The following is an 18,533-nucleotide window of genomic DNA, read 5'->3' as shown; positions in this document are numbered from 1 at the left end:
TAATATCATGACAATATTTCCGCGACCGCACAATTTCAGGGCAATTTCCGCTCAGATTGCGAGCAGCAGGTGCTCCGGATCGCCAAGCAGCAGCTTGGTGACAACGCCGAGGCCGGCGCGCAGTTCCCCTTCGGTGGTCGAGCCCAGCGAAATGCGCACCGCCGGATGCCAGGGCGCGTCCGAGATGCGGAAGGACATGCCGGGCGCGATCGCGACGCCCTGGAGGCGAGCCTGGGCGACAAAGCTCTCCTCGGCGCGGTCGGCCGGCAATTGCAGCCAGATATGCAGCCCGTCGCGCCGGGCGCGGTAGTCGACCCCGGCCAACACCTCAGCCGCGATGTCCTGGCGCCGTCGCAAGGCCGCGCGCTGCCAACGCACGAGCTCCATCGCTGTACCGTCAGTGACCCATTTGGTGGCGATCTCGGCCACCAGCGGCGTCGCCATCCAGTTGGACACCAGATGCCGGTTGGCCACAGCCGCGACGTAGCGGTCGGGCGCGGCGAGGTAGCCGATGCGCAGGCCGGGCACGGTGATCTTGGTGAAGGAGGTCACGTAAAGCGTGCGCTCCGGTGCAAACGCGGCGACCGGCGGCGGCCGGTCCTCAACCAGCGGACCCAGCACATCGTTCTCGATAATAGCGATGTCATGCTTGCGCGCGACCCCGGCGATCTCCTCACGCCGACGTGCGTCCATCAGCGTCGCCGTCGGGTTGATCACCGAAGGCTGCACGAACACCGCGCGGATATCGGACAGACGGCAGGCCTCGTCGAGCGCTTCCGGGATCAGGCCGTTGCCGTCGATCGGCAGGCCTTCGAGGTTGAAACCGAGATAACGCGCCAGCGGCACCAGCGTGTGGTGGCCGATGGCTTCGGTGGCGACGGTCGAGCCCGGCGGCGCCACGCTCATCAACGCTACCGTCATCCCCGCGGTGGCGCCGTTGGTGAGACTGATATTCTGCGCGGAAATGTCGAGCCCGCACAGTCTCAGCCAGTCCACCGCCACCGCGCGGTGGCGCGGAAATACCATGTTGGGCCGGAACGACAGCGCCGAACTCGACGGCAGGTTTTCGGCCAGCCAGCCCAGCGCCTGCTTCAGCCGCTCCAGATGCATCGGCTCGCAGACCGGCTTCAGGATCGAGAGGTCGATGACTTCGCCGAGGCGCTCCGGCAGATAGGGCGGCTCTGGCTCGCGGCGCTGCGTCTGGACAAAGCTGCCGCGGCCGATCTCGCCTGAAATCAGGCCGCGCCGGATCAGTTCCTCATAGGCGCGGCTGACCGTCTGCACCGACAGTTTCAAATCGTCGGCCAGCCTTCGATGCGTCGGCAGCCGCGCGCCATTGGCGAGGCGCCCGTCATGGATGGCGCGCGCGAACTGGTCGGCCAGCGATTGATAGGCTGGCCGGCGAAGGAGCTCCGGGTCGGGTTGCCACAATGTCATGACTTATTAGAGATCGAAATCAGTGCAATTGACAATCGAAATAATGCGCCATCATGGTGATGCCGACAAAAAGTGGACGCCGATGACATCAGCCAAACTCGACGCGATCGACCTCAAGATCCTCGATGCCATCCAGAGCGACGGACGCATCACCAAGCTGGCGCTGGCCGAACAGGTCGGCCTGTCGCCGACGCCGTGCTGGATGCGGTTGCGCAAGCTGGAGAAGGCCGGGATCGTCTCGGGCTATCACGCCAGGATCGCCATGCGCGTCGTGGCGCCGGTCGCCACCGTGCTGATGGAGGTGACGCTGGCCAGCCACCGCCAGGCCGATTTCGACCGCTTCGAACGCGTCATCCGCGACATCCCCGAGATCGTCGCCTGCTGGTCGGTGGGCGGCGGCGTCGACTATGTGGTGAAGGTGATGGCGCGCGACATCGACGCCTATCAGCGGCTGGTCGACGGCTTGCTCGAGCGCGAGATCGGCATCGACCGCTACTTCACCTACATCGTCACCAAGACGGTGAAGGAGGAAATCGTTCTTCCCGTCGCCGACCTGCTTCCGGCATCGTAGGCCGGAGAGATTGTCTTCCAAGGCGGCAGAATAGAGAGATTCTCTCTGCGGCCAGGCACGCAAACAGCCTCTCTGTCTGCTCATGACGGATAGGCTTCCCGCATCAGTCCGAACCGGGAGGCCTCGACCATGTCCGCGCATTTTGCTCGCTCACATCGCCATGAAGCGCTCGACCGGCTCACCGACCGCCGGCTGCTGCGCGAACTCGCCTATGTCGACGGGCATTGGACGGCAAGCGAGGCGGCGGAAAGTTTCGAGGTCACCGATCCGGCCACCGGTGCGACTGTCGCTTTCGTCGCGGCGCTCGATGCGCGGCAAACGACAAAAGCAATCGATGCCGCCGCGCGCGCCTTTCCAGCCTGGCGCTCCCTGTTGCCGCAGGAGCGCTCGAAAATTCTGCGAAAATGGTTCGAACTGATCATCGCCGCGAAAGACGATCTTGCTCTGCTGATGACACTGGAACAGGGCAAGCCGCTGCAGGAATCGCTCGGCGAAATCGATTACGCCGTGTCCTTCGTTGAGTGGTATGCCGAGGAAGCAAAGCGCCTCAATGCCGAGAGCGTCACCAGCCATCTGCCGAACGCCGAGATGATGGTGCGGCGCGAGCCGCTCGGCGTCGTCGGAATCGTCACGCCATGGAATTTTCCATCCGCCATGTTGACCCGCAAGGCGGCGGCCGCCCTTGCCGCCGGCTGCACCATCGTCGCACACCCATCCTCGGAAACGCCGCTGTCGGCGCTGGCGCTGGCTGAACTCGGCGAGCGTGCCGGCCTGCCTTCCGGTGTCTTCAACATCGTCACCGGCAAAGCGGCGACCATCGTCGGCCGCATGTGTGAGGACGCGCGCGTCCGCGCCATGAGTTTCACCGGCTCGACCGAGATCGGCCGGCTGATCGCGGCGCAAAGCGCGCGGACAATGAAGCGGCTGGTGATGGAGCTTGGCGGCCACGCGCCGCTGATCGTCTTTGCGGACGCCGATCTCGACAAGGCCGTGAGCATTGCCATCGACGCCAAATTCGCCACATCGGGCCAGGACTGCCTTGCCGCCAACCGCATCTACGTCCAGCGCCCGATCTACGATCACTTCTGCGCCGCCTTCGCCAGGCGCATCGAGGCACTGCGGACCGGCAATGGGCTTGCCGACGGCACCGACATCGGGCCGCTGATGCATGAGCGCGCCGTCATCAAGGTCGAGGAACAGGTTGCCGATGCCATCGCTCGCGGCGCGCGGTGCCTCGCCGGCGGCAAGCGACATCAGGCCGGGCCGCTGTTCTACCAGCCGACGCTGCTGGCCGATGTCACTGACGAGGCGCTGATCATGCGCGAGGAGACTTTTGGCCCGGTCGCCGCCGTCACGTCTTTCGATAGCGAGGACGAGGTCATCGCCCGCGCCAACGCCACCGAATACGGCCTCGTCGCCTATGCCGTCACCGAGAACGGCGGCCGCCAGCAGCGCATCGGCCGTGCACTCGATTACGGCATGGTCGCTATCAACCGGGTGAAGATCACCGGCGCGCCGGTACCCTTTGGCGGCGTCAAGCAATCCGGCATCGGCCGTGAGGGCTCACGCCACGGACTGGAGGCTTTCACCGATCTGAAATATCTCTGCCTGGACGTCGCATAAGTCCGTCCGGCCATCCCTTAAGGAGTCAAAAAATGCTCGACCAGTCCAACGAACTCAACGCCTGGGATCGCGACCACTTTTTCCATCCCTCGACCCATATGGGCACGCATGCGCGCGGTGAATCGCCGACGCGCATCATGGCCGGTGGTGAAGGCGTCACCGTCTGGGACAACAATGGCAAGAAGAGCATCGATGCCTTTGCCGGCCTCTATTGCGTCAATGTCGGCTACGGCCGCCAGAAGATCGCCGATGCCGTCGCCACCCAGGCGAAGAACCTCGCCTATTATCACGCCTATGTCGGGCACGGCACCGAAGCGTCGATCACACTGGCCAAGATGATCATCGACCGTGCGCCCAAGGGCATGTCCAGAGTCTATTTCGGGCTCTCCGGTTCGGACGCCAACGAAACCAACATCAAGCTGATCTGGTACTACAACAATGTGCTTGGGCGGCCGGAGAAGAAGAAGATCATCTCGCGCTGGCGCGGCTATCACGGCTCTGGCGTGATGACGGGGTCGCTGACCGGGCTAGACCTCTTCCACAATGCTTTCGACCTGCCGCGCGCGCCGGTGCTGCACACCGAGGCGCCCTACTATTTCCGCCGCGCCGACCGTTCGATGAGCGAGGAGCAGTTCTCGCAGCATTGCGCCGACAAGCTCGAGGAGATGATCCTTGCCGAAGGCCCCGAGACCGTCGCCGCCTTCATCGGCGAGCCGATCCTTGGCACTGGCGGCATCGTGCCGCCGCCCGCCGGCTACTGGGAAAAGATCCAGTCCGTGCTGAAGAAGTATGACGTGCTGCTGGTCGCCGACGAGGTGGTGACGGGCTTCGGTCGTCTCGGCACAATGTTCGGCTCCGACCACTATGGCATCAAGCCGGACCTGATCACCATCGCCAAGGGCCTGACCTCGGCCTATGCGCCGCTGTCTGGCGTCATCGTTGCCGACAAGGTCTGGCAGGTGCTGGTGCAGGGTTCGGACAAGCTCGGCTCGCTCGGTCATGGCTGGACCTATGCTGCGCATCCGATCTGCGTCGCGGCAGGCGTCGCCAATCTCGAACTGATCGACGAGATGGATCTGGTGAAGAACGCCGGCGAGACCGGCGCCTATTTCCGCGCCGAACTCGCCAAGGCCGTCGGCGACCACAAACATGTCGGCGACGTACGCGGCGACGGCATGCTGGCGGCGGTCGAGTTCGTCGCCGACAAGGACGACCGTGTGTTCTTCGATGCTTCGCTCAAGATCGGGCCGCAAGTGGCGACGGCACTTGCCGCAAACGGCGTCATCGGCCGCGCCATGCCGCAGGGCGATATACTCGGTTTCGCGCCGCCGCTCTGCCTGACCCGTGAGGAAGCCGACATCGTCGTTTCGAAGGCCGCCGATGCGGTCAACAGCGTGTTTGCCAATCTCTGAGATCGACCATGAATGCCATGACCAAGACCCTTCCCGCCACCATGGCCGCCGTGCTGCTCACCGGGCACGGCGGACCGGAAAAACTCGTCTACCGCACCGATGTGAAGGTGCCTGTGCCCGGCCCGGGTGAAGTGCTGGTCAAGGTCAGCGCTTGCGGTATGAACAACACCGATGTCTGGGTGCGCCAGGGCGCCTATGGCACGGAGGAAGATGCTGCCGCCGTGTCGACCTGGCGGCGGCAAGGCAACACACTTGTTTTCCCGCGCATCCAGGGCACCGACACGGTCGGCATTGTTGCGGCCGTCGGTGAAGGCGTCTCGCCGGACCGGATCGGCGAGCGGGTGATGGTCGATTTCTCCATCTACAACCGCGACGACGATTCACTCGCCGACATCGACTATATGGGCCACGGTCGCGACGGCGGGTACGCCGAATACCAGACGGTGCCGGCCGAGAATGCACATGTCGTCGACACCGAGATGAGCGACGTCGAACTCGCCACCTTCTGCTGCGCCTATCTCACCGGTGAGCAGATGCTGGAGCGCGCCGCACTCAAGGCCGGCGAGCGCGTGCTTGTCACCGGCGCTTCGGGCGGTGTCGGTTCCGGCATCGTCCAGCTGGCGCGAGCGCGCGGCGCCATTCCCTACGCCGTTGTCGGCAAGGGCAAGGAACAGGCGGTGCGCGACATCGGCGCCGAGGCGGTGATAACCCGCGGCGTCGCCGACTTGCCTGCCGCGGTGACTGAGGCGACCGGCGGCCAGCCGATCGACGTGGTCGCCGATCTCGTCGGCGGCGCGATCTTCAACGACTTGTTGCGCATTCTCCGACCCGAAGGCCGCTACACTACCGCCGGCGCGATCGCCGGCCCAGTCGTGCAGCTCGATCTCAGGACGATGTATCTCAAGCAGCTGCAGCTGCATGGCTCAAGCCAGGGCACGCGCGCCGATTTCCGCCGCATCGTTGGATACATCGAGGCCAAGAAAATCCGGCCGCTGGTCGGCGGCGTCTACAAACTGTCCGATTTCCACAAAGCGCAGGCCGACTTCATCGCCAAGGATTTTGTTGGCAAGCTCGTGGTCGTGCCGGACGCCATGTGGATCGATGGTCACTGACCTGGCAGGAGGCGCTTTCGGCGAGAAAATCATCGCGAGCGATGCTGCGCCGGCAGGCGATCGACATCGCCGAGGTCGCCGAGCGCGTCGGCTACGGCACCGCCTTCAGCCGCCATGTCGGCCAGCCGCCCGGCCGCTACGCAAAGGCGACGGCATAGTAGGCGGCAGGTCGCCGGCGGTCCGTCACTCAGGAAGGCCGGCCATGCGGAAGCCATCGACGAAATGTTCGAGCGTGGAAGTGTCGCGGAATGGCTCGGTCTCGACCCAGTGGCGGGTCGTGAAATGCGGATTGGCAACGAGGAACATTGCGACCTCGGCGCGCGCCTCGTCGAGCCGGCCGAGCTGGGCGAGGCTCGCCGCCAGGAAGCGGCGCGAGCTTGTGCGATAGGTCTCGTCCCGGCGCAGCGTCTCGACGGCGGCCTCGTAGTCGCGCGCCGCGTATTGCGCCTGGCCGAGCGTCAGATAGTACCAGCTGGCCGGATACGGGTTCAGGCGGAACGCTTTGCGGATCTGCTCGAGGCCCTCCTCCACCTGCCCGGCCAGGGTCGTGATGTCGGACAATGTCGCCCAGGCGTCGGCGTCGTTCGGGTCGAGCTCGAACGCCTTGGCAAATTCTGCGTCCGCCTCATCGAATCTGCGCTCATAGGCAAGCAGGTTGGCAAGCACCCAGTGACAGCCGGCATCATTGGGATCGATCGCCACGGCCTTGCGCGCCAGGTCCAGGGCAAGGCCGCGGGCAGGTTCGATAGGATCGCCCCAATGCACCCATCCCATCCAGTGGTTCATGGCAAGCCAGCGATAGGCCTCGGCATAGTCCGGATCGAGCGCAATCGCACGCGTCAGCATCAGATGCGCTTCGCGCGCCGTCTCCGGCGAGACGTCGATCAGCTTGCGGGCCCGCACACACAGATCATAGGCCTCGAGATTTCCCGGTCGGTTGCGCGGCAGCGGCGCGCGCAGCCGGCCAAGCAGCGCCTCGACGATCTTGGCCGTCACCTCGTCCTGGACGGCAAAGATATCTTCCAGGCCGCGATCGAAGCGGTCCGCCCACAGATGCTCGCCGCTCAGTGCGTCGACCAGCTGGGCGTTGATGCGCACGCGCCCGGCGGCACGTCTGGCGCTGCCCTCCAAGAGATAGCGCACGCCAAGTTCCCTGGCGATTTCGCGCACATCCACCGCCTTGCCCTTGTAGGCAAAGGTCGAGTTGCGCGCTATGACGAACAGGCCGCCGATCCGGGACAGGTCGGTGATGAGGTCTTCAGTCAACCCGTCGGCGAAGGCTTCCTGCTCGGGGTCGTTGCTGAAATTGGCGAAGGGCAACACGGCTATCGACGGCTTGGCGGGCAGCGACAAAGGCTGTCGCTTTGCATCGCCGAGCCGTTCAATGGCGCCGGTGAAGCGATAGCCCACGCGCGGAACCGTCGATATCCATTCCCCGCCATTCGCGGCCGGACCCAGCAGCTTGCGCAATTGCGCGATCTGGACCGTGAGGTTGCCTTCCTCGACGGCCGTGCCTGGCCATGCCGCGTCCATCAACTCGGCCTTGGCCAGGATCTCGCCGGGCCGTGCGACGAGCGCCGCCAGCAGTTGCAGTCCGCGATGACCGGCGGCGACGGGGACATCGTCCCGAAGGAGCGTTCCCGCACCCGGATCAAGCACGAACGGACCAAAGGCAAAGCGCGCTCCTTGCATAACGCGCATCTATAGCCCGTTTGGAAGTTTTGAGAACTATTTGGGAAGGCTTAATTACGGCGCCGTCCGCATGCTGCAGAATTCAGCCTCTTTTCAAACCGAGGGCTCTTGCCCCTCAAGCCGAATGGAGGTTGCCATGAACGATACCCTTGCTTCTGCCCCGGCAACCTGGCCGGAAAAACCCGCGGCGTCATCGCGCCGGTACCTGACGGGCCCGCGCAGCATGATTGCGGCCTGGCGTGAGCGGATACGCTTTCGCTGGGACCTGAAGCAGATGGCGGAGGCCAATCCGCATCTGATCGACGATATCGGCCTGACCAGACGCCAGGTCGAGGCAGAGATCGTCAAACGCTTCTGGCAAGTGTGAGCCGGATGATACCGGATCGCCCGTTTGTGCGTGCCGCGGCGCTTCGCCGGTATTTGCACTTGCCGGAATTTGCCGATCCTGCTTCGAAGGCTGCATGAGCGCCGAAGACGCGACGTCACCGCGCGAGAACCGCATCCCATGGGCCGCGATGGCCGGCATCATCGCGACCGTCACGGTGTTCGCCGTCGCGCAGGGGCTGACCTATCCGCTGCTCAGCTTCATCCTCGAACGGCAGGGGACGACACCGGGCCTGATCGGCTTCTCGGCGGCAATGACGCCGCTGGGTTTCATCGCATCGTCGCTCTTCACGCCGGCGCTGGTTCGGCGCGTGGGCGCGGCGCGCTTCGCGGTCCTGTGTTCAATCCTGGCAGCGACCGCCCTGATCGCGATTGCCTGGACGCAGGACGTCTGGGCCTGGATGCCGCTGCGCTTCCTGCTCGGCTTCTTTGCGAACCCGCTCTACGTGATCAGTGAAACCTGGCTGGTCTCGATCACGCCCGCCGCGCGCCGGGGCCGCATCATGGGCCTTTACTCCTCCATTGTTTCCGCCGGATTCGGCCTCGGCCCACTGTCGCTCGGCCTTGTGGGCACCCAAGGGTGGCCGCCCTTCATCATCGGCGGCGCGGCCTTCCTGGTCTGCGGCCTGATCGTGCTCGCCGTCGCGGCGCGCCTGCCCGACATGCCGCATGACGGCGAGGCGGTGTCGGTCGGCGGCTTCTTTGCCCTGGCGCCGCTGTTGTTGTTTGCCGTTTTCACCGCTGCCGCCTTCGAGCAGGTTCTGCTTTCCCTGTTCGCAGTCTATGGCGCCGCACTCGGCAGCGCCGAAGAGCGCATCGCTTCGCTTATCACTTGTTTCATCGCCGGCAATGCGGTGCTGCAGATCGTGCTCGGGCGCGCGGCCGAACGGTTTGGCTCGACGCGGATGATGCTGTTCTGTGTCCTGGTGTGCCTGGCCGGTTGCCTGCTGTTACCGTTGCTCTTCGACAATTGGCTGATCTGGCCGCTTTTCTTCGTCTGGGGCGGGGTCTCGTTCGGCATCTACACGTTGTCGCTGATCCAACTCGGCGAGCGTTTCACCGGTCAGGCCTTGATTGCCGGCAATGCCGCCTTCGCTTTCGTGTGGGGCATAGGCGGCATCGTCGGCTCGCCCGTAGCAGGGCTGGCAATGCAGCTGACCGGACATCACGGACTGCCATCGTCGCTCGGCCTGCTGTGCTGTGTGCTGGTGGTGTTTCTGATGGCGCAGAGACGGCGGGTTTGAGCGAAGACCTTGCTCAGGCGTAGGGCGTGCCTGCCATTGCGGCTTTCAGGCCGATGCTGCCCTTGTCGACGAGAGCGAGAAAGGCCGCGCTCGCTTGGCCGCTGTCGCAGGTTTCTCGAAACGTCCGGTGCGCCTGGATGAAGGCCACACTCCATGTCGTCAGGAGCAGCGCCGCACCCAGCCGGGCGTCGGGGTCGGCGGCATCACGCCCCGCGCCTTCAGTCAGCGCTACCGTCAGCACGTCCGCCAGCTCATCCCGTATCGCTCTCGCCCGTGCCTTGAGCGTCTCGCTGCCCTCGACCGTCCTGATCAGGCCCTGGCTCCTGGCGGAGAATTCGACGACGGGGCTGCGTTCGGCAACCAGGCGATGCGCGAACAGCCGCAACGCCTCGATCGGCGCGATGCCTGGATCGCGCTGCCGCAGAGCCTCGCGCAGCATCTCGCGGCCTTCCTCGTCGCGGTCGAAGAGCATGTCCTCCTTGCGCGGGAAGTGATTGAACACCGTCATCCGCCCGACATCGGCGGCCGCCGCGATCTCGTCCACCGTCACATCATCGAAGCCCCGCTCGAAGAACAGCATCGTGGCGGCATTGGAGATGGCTTGCCGCGTGGCGAGGCGCTTGCGGGCCCGGAGGTCGGACGGGGTTGACATGGCTTTCCTGGTTGAATATGTACTGAGTACAAGTTTGGATCGAGTATAGTAAGAGCTGAGCCGAAAAGCAAGCTTCTCGGCTCGATCTGACTGCAGAGACCCAGGACGTCAGCGCAAGGCGCGCGTCATGGGCTCATCATTTTCATCGTCTGGACTCACCATGAACAAATCCCTTACCGTTATCTTCGCCGCGATCGGCCTCGACGCCGTCGGCATAGGCCTCATCTTCCCGATCCTCCCGCGCCTCCTCGAAGAGGTGACGCACAGCCCTGACATCGCACCTTATATCGGCATCATGACCGCGCTTTATGCGCTGATGCAATTCGTCTTCGCGCCCATGCTCGGCGCCTTGAGCGACAACATCGGCAGGCGTCCGGTGCTGCTGATTTCGCTCGCCGGTGCGGCCATCAACTACATCGTCATGGCCTTCGCGCCGCAGCTCTGGATGCTGTTCCTCGGCCGCGCCCTTGCCGGCCTGACCAGCGCCAACGTCTCCGTTGCCATGGCCTACATCACCGACGTTTCACCTGAGGACAAGCGAGCCCGTCGCTTCGGCCTGTTCAACGCCGTGTTCGGCGCCGGCTTCATCATCGGGCCGGTTCTCGGCGGTCTGCTCGGCGACCACTGGCTGCGGTTGCCTTTCATCGCCGCCGCCGTGCTCAACGCCTGCAATCTGCTGCTCGCTTTTTTCATCCTGCCGGAGTCGCGCACACCTGCCCGCCAGAAGCTCGATCTGGCCGCACTCAACCCGTTTGCGCCGTTCCGCTGGGTGTTCTCTTTGAAGGGGCTTTTGCCGATCGTGCTCGTGTTCTTCATCATGAGCGCCACCGGAGAAGCCTACGGCACCTGCTGGGCGCTGTGGGGCTTCGACACGTTCCAGTGGAACGGTGTCTGGATCGGCCTTTCGCTGGGCGCCTTCGGTGTCTGCCAGACGCTGGTGCAGGCATTCCTGCCCGGCCCGGCAGCGAGATTGCTCGGCGAGCGCTGGGCCGTCGTCACCGGCATAGGTTTTGCCTGCATCGCCCTTCTCGCCATGGCTTTCGCCAATCACAGCTGGATGGTGTTCGCCATCATGCCGGTCTTCGCGCTTGCCGGCATCGGCGCGCCGGCGTTCCAGGCCTTTGCCACAAGGCAGGTCGACCCGGCTCGCCAGGGTCAACTCCAGGGCGTGCTGGCATCGGCCGTCAGCCTGGCCTCGGTCATCGCCCCACTCGGCTTCTCGACCTTCTACTTCGTCGTCCAGAAAGAGTGGCCCGGAGCCATCTGGCTCTCGGTGCTGGTCGTCTACGCAATCGCAATTCCGCTGGTTCTTCTCGGCACCCGAACCGCTCGCTCCGCAGAGCCAGCGATCGCGTAGATCTTCCTAAGTAAAGCCGCTCACACACCAGACCTTACAAATATGCTATGCTCACCGGGATGTAACAGGGAGAGATATCGATGAAGAAAGCTTTCCTGATTGCTGTCGTTGTCGAGATGGTATTTCTAGGCGTGGCGACAACGGCGTCATTGGCGGATGATCTTCCCGCCTTGAACTCGAAATGGCGCGAACCGCAACACGGAACCTTCCTGGAGATTACTCAAATTTCGGATGCACTTCCTGGACCGGCAGGCTGCGCTCAGATTGCCGGTCGGATGAAGACGATCTGATGATCGGTTATGCCTGCAAAAGCGGATCGGAAATCAGCTTTTTCACCGGTCTGCAAACCGACAATTCCATAAAGCCCGATATTTTCATTGGTCGGTATAGCGCGGAGGCCATAATCGCCCAATACTGCACCAGAATTAGCAACGACTGGCCTCCGGAATATGATTGCAGAAATGAAATGACGTTCAAAAGCGTCAGCAGTTGCACACCCTGAAATGCGCTGGCCGGTTGAAGACGGAAGCTTCATCCGCGGTGCTGTAGAACTCCTTGCCTGAGCGGCGGTGCGGGCGAAAGCGATCGATCATGATCGGCTGAATGAAAACAGCTTCGCGTCCGCATCTTCTACGCCGCCGATCGCCGAGGCGACGATCTCCGAAGCGATCTGCGAGAAGGTGATGCCGTTGCCGCCATAACCCATCACGGCATGGATGCGCGGATGCCGGGGCAGGGCGCCGATATAGGGCATGCCGGTGCTGCTTGTCCCGAACGAGCCGGTCCAGGCGAATTCGGGCCTCACGTCGAGCCGCGGCAGCAAACGATGCAGCTTCTTCGCCAGACGTTTCGCCTTGTCGGCGATCAACTCATCGCGGCGTGCCTCGTCGGTGAGGTCCTCGTCCTCGCCGCCGCAGATGACGCGGCCGTCTTCCGTCGCGCGCAGGTATAGGTATGGGTCCGACGCCTCCCAGATCAGCACAGAGCCCGGCCATATGTTTTTCGGTTGCGGCGCCGTGGCGATCGCCCAGGTCGACACGACGCTGTGCGCGGTCTTCGGCATGATGTCGGTCAATTCGTAGCCGGTGGCCAGCACCAGATGCCGCGCGGTGATCGTCGGGCCACCGCTGGTGGCGACGACGACCTGATCGCTTCTGTCCTCGATCGCCGTCGCCTGTACCGGCGCATAGAAACGCGCCTTGCGCTGCAGGGTTTTCAGCAGCAGGCCGGCTGTGAGCTTGCGCGGGTCGAGCGCGAGATTGCCGTGGCTGAGAATGGCGCCGGCGCGGTCGATGCCGAAGCTGTCGGCGAGAGCCTTGCGGGTGAGGTAGCTTGCGCCGATTCCGACCTGCCGGCGCGCCTCTGCCTCGTCGCGCAGTGCAGGGGGGTCGAGTACATCGCCGGCGAGATAGAGTGCGGAAGATGGTGTCAGGTTGCAGTCGATGCCGAGTTCGGCGATCCGGCCGCTAAGGTTGGACACCGCAAGGCGCGAGCGCCGCCATGCCTGTCCGGCATCGGCCTTGCCGACCATTGCCGAAAGTTTCGTCAGCGGCTGATCGAGTTCGAACTGCACCAGAGCCGTCGTCGCCGCGGTCGATCCCCGCAAAGGTCCGCGCCTGTCGATGCAGATCACCGAATGACCGGCGGCAGTCAGCGTTTCGGCGACCATGGCGCCGCTGATCCCCATGCCGACGATCAACACGTCGGTCTTGACATCGCGGGTCAGTTTTTCGGTCGGCACCGATGGAGCCCGATAGGCAAACCAGACCGGCCGGCCGCTGCGCAGGTCGAGTTTGCGTGCCACCAATGTCTCCAGGCGCCGGCACTGTTCAGCTGCCAACCAATGTCTTCAAACGAGAGCGGCCGCCGAGGTCCGGCGGCCGCTGGCAGCGGCGCTAGATGCGCCCAAGAACAACCAGAATGATGACGATGAGCAGCACCAGCCCGAGGCCGCCGCCGCCATAGTAACCGGTGCCGTAAAATGGTCCGCCGCCGAGGCCGCTGAAGCCGCCGAGCAACGCGATGATCAGGATGATAATAAGAATGGTACCCAGGCCCATATGCCGTCTCCTTGCGCTGCCGCGCGATTCACGCCGCGCGGCTCGAAGACAGAAACTCGCGGCAGGCCATCCTGTTCCAATGCCTTTGCAACCCTTGCGCGCCAAGGGCAAGCGCAGCCGGAGTGATTACGGTCTCTTTTGACGGCTAAGAAAAGCAGGAATCCTGCCTGTTGGCTTCGGAGGGACTCGGCGTTTGATAGAATCGCTGACCGGCTCTGCCCCGCTTGCCGCGAGTTTCCGTTGGGCTCAGCAGGCCACCTTCACGTCGCCTTGCCGGCTGGCGCGCCTAAGTCTTCCTCGGCAATATCGTCGAACGAGGCATAGTTCATATTGTAGAGCCGAGCGTAGAGACCCTTGACCGCCATCAGCTGGTCGTGATTGCCGCTTTCGATGATCTCGCCATTCTGCAGCACGATGATGCGGTCGGCGCCGCGTATGGTCGCCAGCCGGTGGGCGATCACCAGCCCGGTGCGGCCTTCGAGCAGCGTGACCAGCGCCTTCTGGATCAGCATTTCCGTATAGGAATCGATGCTGGCCGTAGCCTCGTCGAGCACCAGGATTTTTGCGTCGGCGACCAGCGCCCGCGCAAAGCTGATCAGCTGGCGCTGGCCGAGCGAGAGGTTGCCGCCGCGTTGCTCGAGCTCCGTGTCGTAGCCATTGGGCAGGTGCTCGATGAAGTCGTGCGCGCCGACAGCCCGCGCCGCGCGCACCACTTCTTCACGGGATGCGCCAGTCTTGTGATAGCGGATGTTTTCCAGCACCGTGCCGGAGAACAGGAACGGCTCCTGCAGCACCATGGCGACCTGATCGCCAAGTGAATCCTGCGTCACGTCGCGGACGTCGTGTCCGCCGACAAGCACCTCGCCCGACCAGACATCGTAAAAGCGGTGCACCAGCGCCATGCAGCTCGACTTGCCGGAACCGGTGGGGCCGACTAGCGCGACGGTCTCGCCTGGATTGACGCGGAACGAGACATTTTTGAGCACCGGCTGGTTCTGCCGGTAGCCGAAGGTGACGTTCCTGAACTCGACCGAGCCGTCCATGTCGCGCGTCAGCGCCACCGCGCCTTGGCTGTCGCTGACGTCGACCGGCACGTCGAGCACTTCGGAGATGCGCTGGCCCGAAGCCATGGCGCGCTGCATGACCGAGTACTGCATGGTGAGCGAGCGGATCGGGTCGAAGAAGCGCTGGATGTAGAACAGGAACGCCACCATGACGCCGATGTCGAGGCTGTGCGACAGCACCATCGAACCGCCTATGACGATGACGGTGGCCATGGCGATGCCGGTTAGCGTGTCGACGATCGGCACCATCACCTGCGCATATTTCGCCGAGGTCAGATGCGTCCTCAGATTGGCCAGCACTTTCTCGTCATAGAGGTCGAAATTGACGTGCTGGCGCTCCAGGCTCTGCACCGTGCGCACGCCGTGGATGCCTTCGGCCAGCGCGCCATTGGCGATCGAATTGGTCTCGTGCGCGGCCATGAAGGCGACCTTGGCGCGCGGCAGCCAGAACAGGCGTACGACAAACAGCGCCGGCATGGTCGACAGCGTCAGCAGCCCGAGCCGGAAATCGAGCCACAACAGAACGCTGACGATGCCGAACAGAAGCACGATGTCGCCTACCGACATCACCGACGTCTCGAGGAATTCCTGCATCGAATTGACGTCGCCCTGCAGGCGCGACATCAGGCGGCCCACTTCGGTCTTGTCCATGAAGCTCAGCGAGACCCTCTGCAGATGGCTGAACATGGCGCGGCGCAAATCCGACAGCACATTCTCGGCCACCTTGCCGACGACGCTTTCCTGCACATAGCTGGCGGCATAGTTGATCAGGATGATCAACGCGAAGGCGCCGATCGCCCAGTTCATCACCGAGCGGTCGGCCTTGCCTGCCGCCATGCCATGGTCGATGGCGTAGCGGATGACCAGCGGGATCGCCAGCTGCGTCAACGTGAACACCAGCACCGCTGCGACCGAGATGAAGATCCTGCCCTGATAAGGCTTCACGAAGCTCCAGATGCGGCGCACGATGCGCGGATCGTAGACCTTGCCGAAGACCTCTTCTTCGTCGCGATGCGAGCCGACGACGGCCTTGGTCGGCCGGCGGCTGGTGTCTTCCTTCTCGTCGTCGTTCTGTGTCGACATCATGCGGCTCCCACGGCGACAGGGAGGTCGTCCTCCGGCCGCAGCTGCAGGTCGTAGAGCGCGCGATAGCGTCCGCCCAGCGCCAGCAATTCCTGGTGCGTGCCGCGCTCGGCGATGCGGCCGTTCTCGATGAACAGGATCTGGTCGGCATGCATCAGCGAGCTCAGCCGGTGCGAGATGATCAGCGTCACCCGGTCCTTGGCGAAGCGTTTCATCGCCGTCCTGATACGCTGCTCGGTGCCGGCGTCGACGGCTGCGGTGGAATCGTCGAAGACCAGAACCGAAGGCCGCAGCATCAGGGTGCGGGCAATGGTCAGGCGCTGCCGCTGGCCGCCGGAAAGCGACGCGCCGCGCTCACCCACGACCGTGGTGTAGCCGGCGGGAAGCCCGATAATGTAATTGTGCAGCTGGGCGTACTCGGCGGCCTGCCCGATGCGGGTCTCGCGCGCCCAGGGATTGCCATAGGCGATGTTGTTCTCGATCGAGGTGGTGAACAGGAACGCGTCCTGCTGCACGACGCCGACCGCCTTGCGTAGCGATTGCAGCGTCACGGCGCGGATATCCTGCCCGTCAATGGTGATCGCGCCCGACGTCACGTCATAGAAACGCGGGATCAGATGCGCGATGGTCGACTTGCCGCTGCCTGGCGGGCCGACGATGCCGACCGTCTCGCCCGACCTGGCCTCGAACGAGATGCCCGACAGCGCCGGCCGGCCGCCTGTGCCCGCATAGCGGAAGCCGACATTGTCGAAGCGCAGCACGCCGTCAGAGACGACGAGGTCCTTGGCGCCAGGCGCATCCTCGATGTCGAGTTCGGCGTCGAGCAGCTCGAACAGCCTGGTGCCGCAGGTCGATGCGCGGGCAAACGAATTGACCATCAGGCCAAGCTGGCGCACCGGCATCTGCAAAATGGTCATGAAGGTCAGGAACTGGGCCAGCGTGCCGACGCTGATCTCGCCGGCGATCACCTTCTGGCCGCCGAACCACAGCACCAGCCCCATGGCGGCCAGGAAGGAGAAATTCATGGCGCTGGTGTTGGAGACGCGAATGTCGACGCGCTCATTGGCAAGCTCCAATGCCGACCGCTTTGCGCGGTCGAATTTTTCCAACTCATGCCGCTGCGCGGCGAACGCACGCACGACGCGGATGCCGCCGAGATTCTCGTCCATCACCCGGCTCAGCACCGACAGCCGCTCCTGCAGCGTCAGCCAGGTGCTGCGCAGCCTGAGCTGGGTGACCGAGGAGCGCCAGGCCACGAACGGCACGAAACTCAGGCTGAGCAGCCCGAGCTCGAGATCCGTGCTGATCAGGAGGTAGGAGCCGACACCGATCAGCACGCCGAGCAGCACCACGCGCAATATGCCGGTGGAAAAGAACATGCGCACGCCGTCGAGGTCGAGCAGGCCGAGCGTGATGAGATCGCCGGTATGCACCCTGTCATGGAAGTTGAAGCTCAGCCGCTGGATTTTTTCGTAAAAGGCGAGGCGCAACTCATAGCCGGTGCGGTGGCCGACGGCCTCGCCGTAATAGTTCTGCGCCATGGTGAAGAGGCCGCGCAGGATACTGACGGCGAGCAGCGTCAGCGCCGTCGTCCACAGCGCCTGTTCCGCCGCCGCACCGCCGCCCGCTTCCATCACGCCTTGCGCCTGGTCGATGGCGTGGCCGAGCAGGCGTGGGATGAACAGCTGCAGCGTGGCGGCGATGAAGGTCGAGACGATGGTAATCGCCACCTGCCAGGGATGGCGCAGCGTCATGCGCACGATGCGCAGCAGCGTGCTGAGGCCCTTGCCCCAGGACGCCTCCGCCACATGGGCAAACGATTTGCCGCGCTTGGCCGCGCCGCTGGTTGCATCCATTGCCAAGGAAAATATCCAATCCGGCCCGGACTTTAGCCCAGACGAATGAAAACAGACTCAGTTTCAGATGCTGCGATGGTACGCCTCCATTTTGGCGGTTCAAGGGCCAATGACGGCATCGCACTGTGCCTGAGGGCGGCGCATGACATATGAGCTGAGGCTAAGATTGCAGGTTTGGCTTATGGCGCATTACGAGGCATTGTCCCGCACGATCAGCCCGCCATCCAGCCGCCATCCACCATCAGGTTGATGCCGGTGACGTAGCTGGCCATGTCGCTGGCGAGGTACAGCGCGGCACCCGCGACGTCATTCGGGGTGCCGAGCCGCGGCCACGGCGTGCGGCTGTGCGAGTAGGCGAGCGCGTCGGGATCGTTGGCGACACCCGGCTTGCCGGTGATGATCTTGCCAGGCGCAATGGCGTTGCAGACGATCAAATCATCGGCGTGGTCGACGGCGATCTGCCGCGTCATCTGCACGATGGCACCCTTGCTCACCGAATAGGGAAAATCGCCGGGGCAGGCGACCATGCCGTGCTGCGAGGAAATGTTGATGATGCGGCCGCACACCTCGTTGACCGGCGCCTGGGTCCGCATCTGGATGACGGCGCGCTTCGAGCAGTGGAAGAACCCCGTCAAATTGACGCTGATCACGCGGTTCCATTGCTCCGGCGTGGTCTCGACTAGGTTGGTGCTGGTGTAGATGGCCGCATTGTTGACCATTACGTCGAGCCGTCCGAACCGCGCGACCGTCGCGCCGACCAGCGCGTCGACCGCGTTCCAGTCCGAAATGTCGGTCGCGACATGCATCGCCGTCCCGCCAGTTGACTGGATCAGATCGGCGGTGCTCTGGCCGCCTTCGATCGGCAATTCGGCGGTATCGGCAATGACGACGGCAGCGCCTTCGGCCGCGAATTTCAGCGCGATGGCGCGGCCGATGCCGGAGCTTGCTCCGGTGACGATCGCAACCTTGTCCTTGAGCAGGGGCAT

18 protein-coding genes are annotated in these 18,533 nt (G+C 64.0%); 9 read left to right on the top strand and 9 right to left on the bottom strand.

The window, feature by feature from the left end:
- Positions 1-51: 51 nt before the first annotated feature.
- Complete coding sequence (gene ehuR / locus AC1D1L_RS22965; RefSeq protein WP_477343739.1) at positions 52-1,437, bottom strand: MocR-like ectoine utilization transcription factor EhuR; 1,386 nt, start codon at positions 1,435-1,437, stop codon at positions 52-54.
- An 82-nt stretch (positions 1,438-1,519) separates the two neighbouring features.
- Between ehuR and AC1D1L_RS22960 the strand changes: the two genes are divergently transcribed.
- The 5 genes from AC1D1L_RS22960 (at position 1,520) to AC1D1L_RS22940 (ending at position 6,313) form a co-directional block, all read left to right on the top strand.
- The gene (locus AC1D1L_RS22960) at positions 1,520-2,008 is read left to right on the top strand and encodes an Lrp/AsnC family transcriptional regulator (protein ID WP_477343738.1); all 489 of its coding nucleotides are present in this window, start codon (positions 1,520-1,522) and stop codon (positions 2,006-2,008) included.
- 129 nt (positions 2,009-2,137) lie between these two features.
- Positions 2,138-3,631 (top strand): NAD-dependent succinate-semialdehyde dehydrogenase, encoded by a 1,494-nt coding sequence (locus AC1D1L_RS22955; protein WP_477343737.1) that lies wholly within the window; start codon positions 2,138-2,140, stop codon positions 3,629-3,631.
- A 32-nt stretch (positions 3,632-3,663) separates the two neighbouring features.
- Positions 3,664-5,043: an aminotransferase gene (locus tag AC1D1L_RS22950; protein ID WP_477343736.1), complete on the top strand. Its 1,380-nt coding sequence runs from the start codon at positions 3,664-3,666 to the stop codon at positions 5,041-5,043.
- 8 nt (positions 5,044-5,051) lie between these two features.
- Positions 5,052-6,155: an alcohol dehydrogenase family protein gene (locus tag AC1D1L_RS22945; protein ID WP_477343734.1), complete on the top strand. Its 1,104-nt coding sequence runs from the start codon at positions 5,052-5,054 to the stop codon at positions 6,153-6,155.
- A complete protein-coding gene (locus tag AC1D1L_RS22940) occupies positions 6,137-6,313 on the top strand; it encodes a hypothetical protein (RefSeq protein WP_477343733.1) in 177 nt (58 codons plus the stop codon). Before AC1D1L_RS22945 ends, AC1D1L_RS22940 begins: the two co-directional genes overlap by 19 nt.
- A gap of 25 nt (positions 6,314-6,338) precedes the next feature.
- Here AC1D1L_RS22940 and AC1D1L_RS22935 read toward each other — a convergent pair whose 3' ends face one another.
- A complete protein-coding gene (locus AC1D1L_RS22935; protein ID WP_477343732.1) occupies positions 6,339-7,856 on the bottom strand; it encodes a winged helix-turn-helix domain-containing tetratricopeptide repeat protein in 1,518 nt (505 codons plus the stop codon).
- Positions 7,857-7,983: 127 nt separating this feature from the next.
- On the opposite strand from AC1D1L_RS22935, the gene AC1D1L_RS22930 reads away from it, so the two are divergent.
- A complete protein-coding gene (locus AC1D1L_RS22930) occupies positions 7,984-8,214 on the top strand; it encodes a DUF1127 domain-containing protein (RefSeq protein ID WP_477343731.1) in 231 nt (76 codons plus the stop codon).
- A gap of 94 nt (positions 8,215-8,308) precedes the next feature.
- Positions 8,309-9,475 (top strand): MFS transporter, encoded by a 1,167-nt coding sequence (locus AC1D1L_RS22925; protein WP_477343730.1) that lies wholly within the window; start codon positions 8,309-8,311, stop codon positions 9,473-9,475.
- Between the two features lie 13 nt (positions 9,476-9,488).
- Here AC1D1L_RS22925 and AC1D1L_RS22920 read toward each other — a convergent pair whose 3' ends face one another.
- Complete coding sequence (locus tag AC1D1L_RS22920) at positions 9,489-10,127, bottom strand: TetR/AcrR family transcriptional regulator (RefSeq protein ID WP_477343729.1); 639 nt, start codon at positions 10,125-10,127, stop codon at positions 9,489-9,491.
- A gap of 160 nt (positions 10,128-10,287) precedes the next feature.
- Between AC1D1L_RS22920 and AC1D1L_RS22915 the strand changes: the two genes are divergently transcribed.
- Positions 10,288-11,484: a TCR/Tet family MFS transporter gene (locus AC1D1L_RS22915; protein WP_477343728.1), complete on the top strand. Its 1,197-nt coding sequence runs from the start codon at positions 10,288-10,290 to the stop codon at positions 11,482-11,484.
- A gap of 80 nt (positions 11,485-11,564) precedes the next feature.
- Entirely contained in the window at positions 11,565-11,774 is a 210-nt protein-coding gene (locus AC1D1L_RS22910; protein WP_477343727.1) for a hypothetical protein, read from the top strand.
- Here the strand turns inward: AC1D1L_RS22910 and AC1D1L_RS22905 are convergent.
- From AC1D1L_RS22905 to AC1D1L_RS22880, 6 genes are all read right to left on the bottom strand, one after another.
- Entirely contained in the window at positions 11,744-12,019 is a 276-nt protein-coding gene (locus AC1D1L_RS22905; protein WP_477343726.1) for a hypothetical protein, read from the bottom strand. The two genes, AC1D1L_RS22910 and AC1D1L_RS22905, sit on opposite strands and share 31 nt — an antisense overlap.
- 54 nt (positions 12,020-12,073) lie before the next feature.
- Positions 12,074-13,288 (bottom strand): NAD(P)/FAD-dependent oxidoreductase, encoded by a 1,215-nt coding sequence (locus AC1D1L_RS22900; protein WP_477343725.1) that lies wholly within the window; start codon positions 13,286-13,288, stop codon positions 12,074-12,076.
- A gap of 91 nt (positions 13,289-13,379) precedes the next feature.
- Positions 13,380-13,544, bottom strand: coding sequence for a DUF3309 family protein (locus AC1D1L_RS22895; protein WP_112566134.1), 165 nt, complete (start codon positions 13,542-13,544; stop codon positions 13,380-13,382).
- Positions 13,545-13,804: 260 nt separating this feature from the next.
- Entirely contained in the window at positions 13,805-15,691 is a 1,887-nt protein-coding gene (locus AC1D1L_RS22890; RefSeq protein ID WP_477343724.1) for an ABC transporter ATP-binding protein, read from the bottom strand.
- A complete protein-coding gene (locus AC1D1L_RS22885; RefSeq protein WP_477343723.1) occupies positions 15,691-17,547 on the bottom strand; it encodes an ABC transporter ATP-binding protein in 1,857 nt (618 codons plus the stop codon). The genes AC1D1L_RS22890 and AC1D1L_RS22885 overlap by 1 nt, the downstream gene beginning before the upstream one ends.
- A gap of 212 nt (positions 17,548-17,759) precedes the next feature.
- On the bottom strand, positions 17,760-18,533 hold the full coding sequence (locus AC1D1L_RS22880; protein WP_477343722.1) for an SDR family NAD(P)-dependent oxidoreductase: 774 nt from the start codon (positions 18,531-18,533) through the stop codon (positions 17,760-17,762).

The organism is Mesorhizobium sp. P2_D6 (genome assembly GCF_056404315.1).
The sequence above is the reverse complement of the archived record's forward strand: the minus strand, read 5'-3'. Positions and strand labels throughout refer to the sequence as shown.

Bases quoted from the DNA above. Each gene is read 5' to 3' on its own strand.
- ehuR (WP_477343739.1), bottom strand. From the start codon at position 1,437: ATGACATTGTGGCAACCCGACCCGGAGCTCCTTCGCCGGCCAGCCTAT.
- AC1D1L_RS22960 (WP_477343738.1), top strand. From the start codon at position 1,520: ATGACATCAGCCAAACTCGACGCGATCGACCTCAAGATCCTCGATGCC.
- AC1D1L_RS22955 (WP_477343737.1), top strand. From the start codon at position 2,138: ATGTCCGCGCATTTTGCTCGCTCACATCGCCATGAAGCGCTCGACCGG.
- AC1D1L_RS22950 (WP_477343736.1), top strand. From the start codon at position 3,664: ATGCTCGACCAGTCCAACGAACTCAACGCCTGGGATCGCGACCACTTT.
- AC1D1L_RS22945 (WP_477343734.1), top strand. From the start codon at position 5,052: ATGAATGCCATGACCAAGACCCTTCCCGCCACCATGGCCGCCGTGCTG.
- AC1D1L_RS22935 (WP_477343732.1), bottom strand. From the start codon at position 7,856: ATGCGCGTTATGCAAGGAGCGCGCTTTGCCTTTGGTCCGTTCGTGCTT.
- AC1D1L_RS22930 (WP_477343731.1), top strand. From the start codon at position 7,984: ATGAACGATACCCTTGCTTCTGCCCCGGCAACCTGGCCGGAAAAACCC.
- AC1D1L_RS22925 (WP_477343730.1), top strand. From the start codon at position 8,309: ATGAGCGCCGAAGACGCGACGTCACCGCGCGAGAACCGCATCCCATGG.
- AC1D1L_RS22920 (WP_477343729.1), bottom strand. From the start codon at position 10,127: ATGTCAACCCCGTCCGACCTCCGGGCCCGCAAGCGCCTCGCCACGCGG.
- AC1D1L_RS22915 (WP_477343728.1), top strand. From the start codon at position 10,288: ATGAACAAATCCCTTACCGTTATCTTCGCCGCGATCGGCCTCGACGCC.
- AC1D1L_RS22910 (WP_477343727.1), top strand. From the start codon at position 11,565: ATGAAGAAAGCTTTCCTGATTGCTGTCGTTGTCGAGATGGTATTTCTA.
- AC1D1L_RS22905 (WP_477343726.1), bottom strand. From the start codon at position 12,019: ATGAAGCTTCCGTCTTCAACCGGCCAGCGCATTTCAGGGTGTGCAACT.
- AC1D1L_RS22895 (WP_112566134.1), bottom strand. From the start codon at position 13,544: ATGGGCCTGGGTACCATTCTTATTATCATCCTGATCATCGCGTTGCTC.
- AC1D1L_RS22890 (WP_477343724.1), bottom strand. From the start codon at position 15,691: ATGTCGACACAGAACGACGACGAGAAGGAAGACACCAGCCGCCGGCCG.
- AC1D1L_RS22885 (WP_477343723.1), bottom strand. From the start codon at position 17,547: ATGGATGCAACCAGCGGCGCGGCCAAGCGCGGCAAATCGTTTGCCCAT.
- AC1D1L_RS22880 (WP_477343722.1), bottom strand. From the start codon at position 18,533: ATGCCCCTGCTCAAGGACAAGGTTGCGATCGTCACCGGAGCAAGCTCC.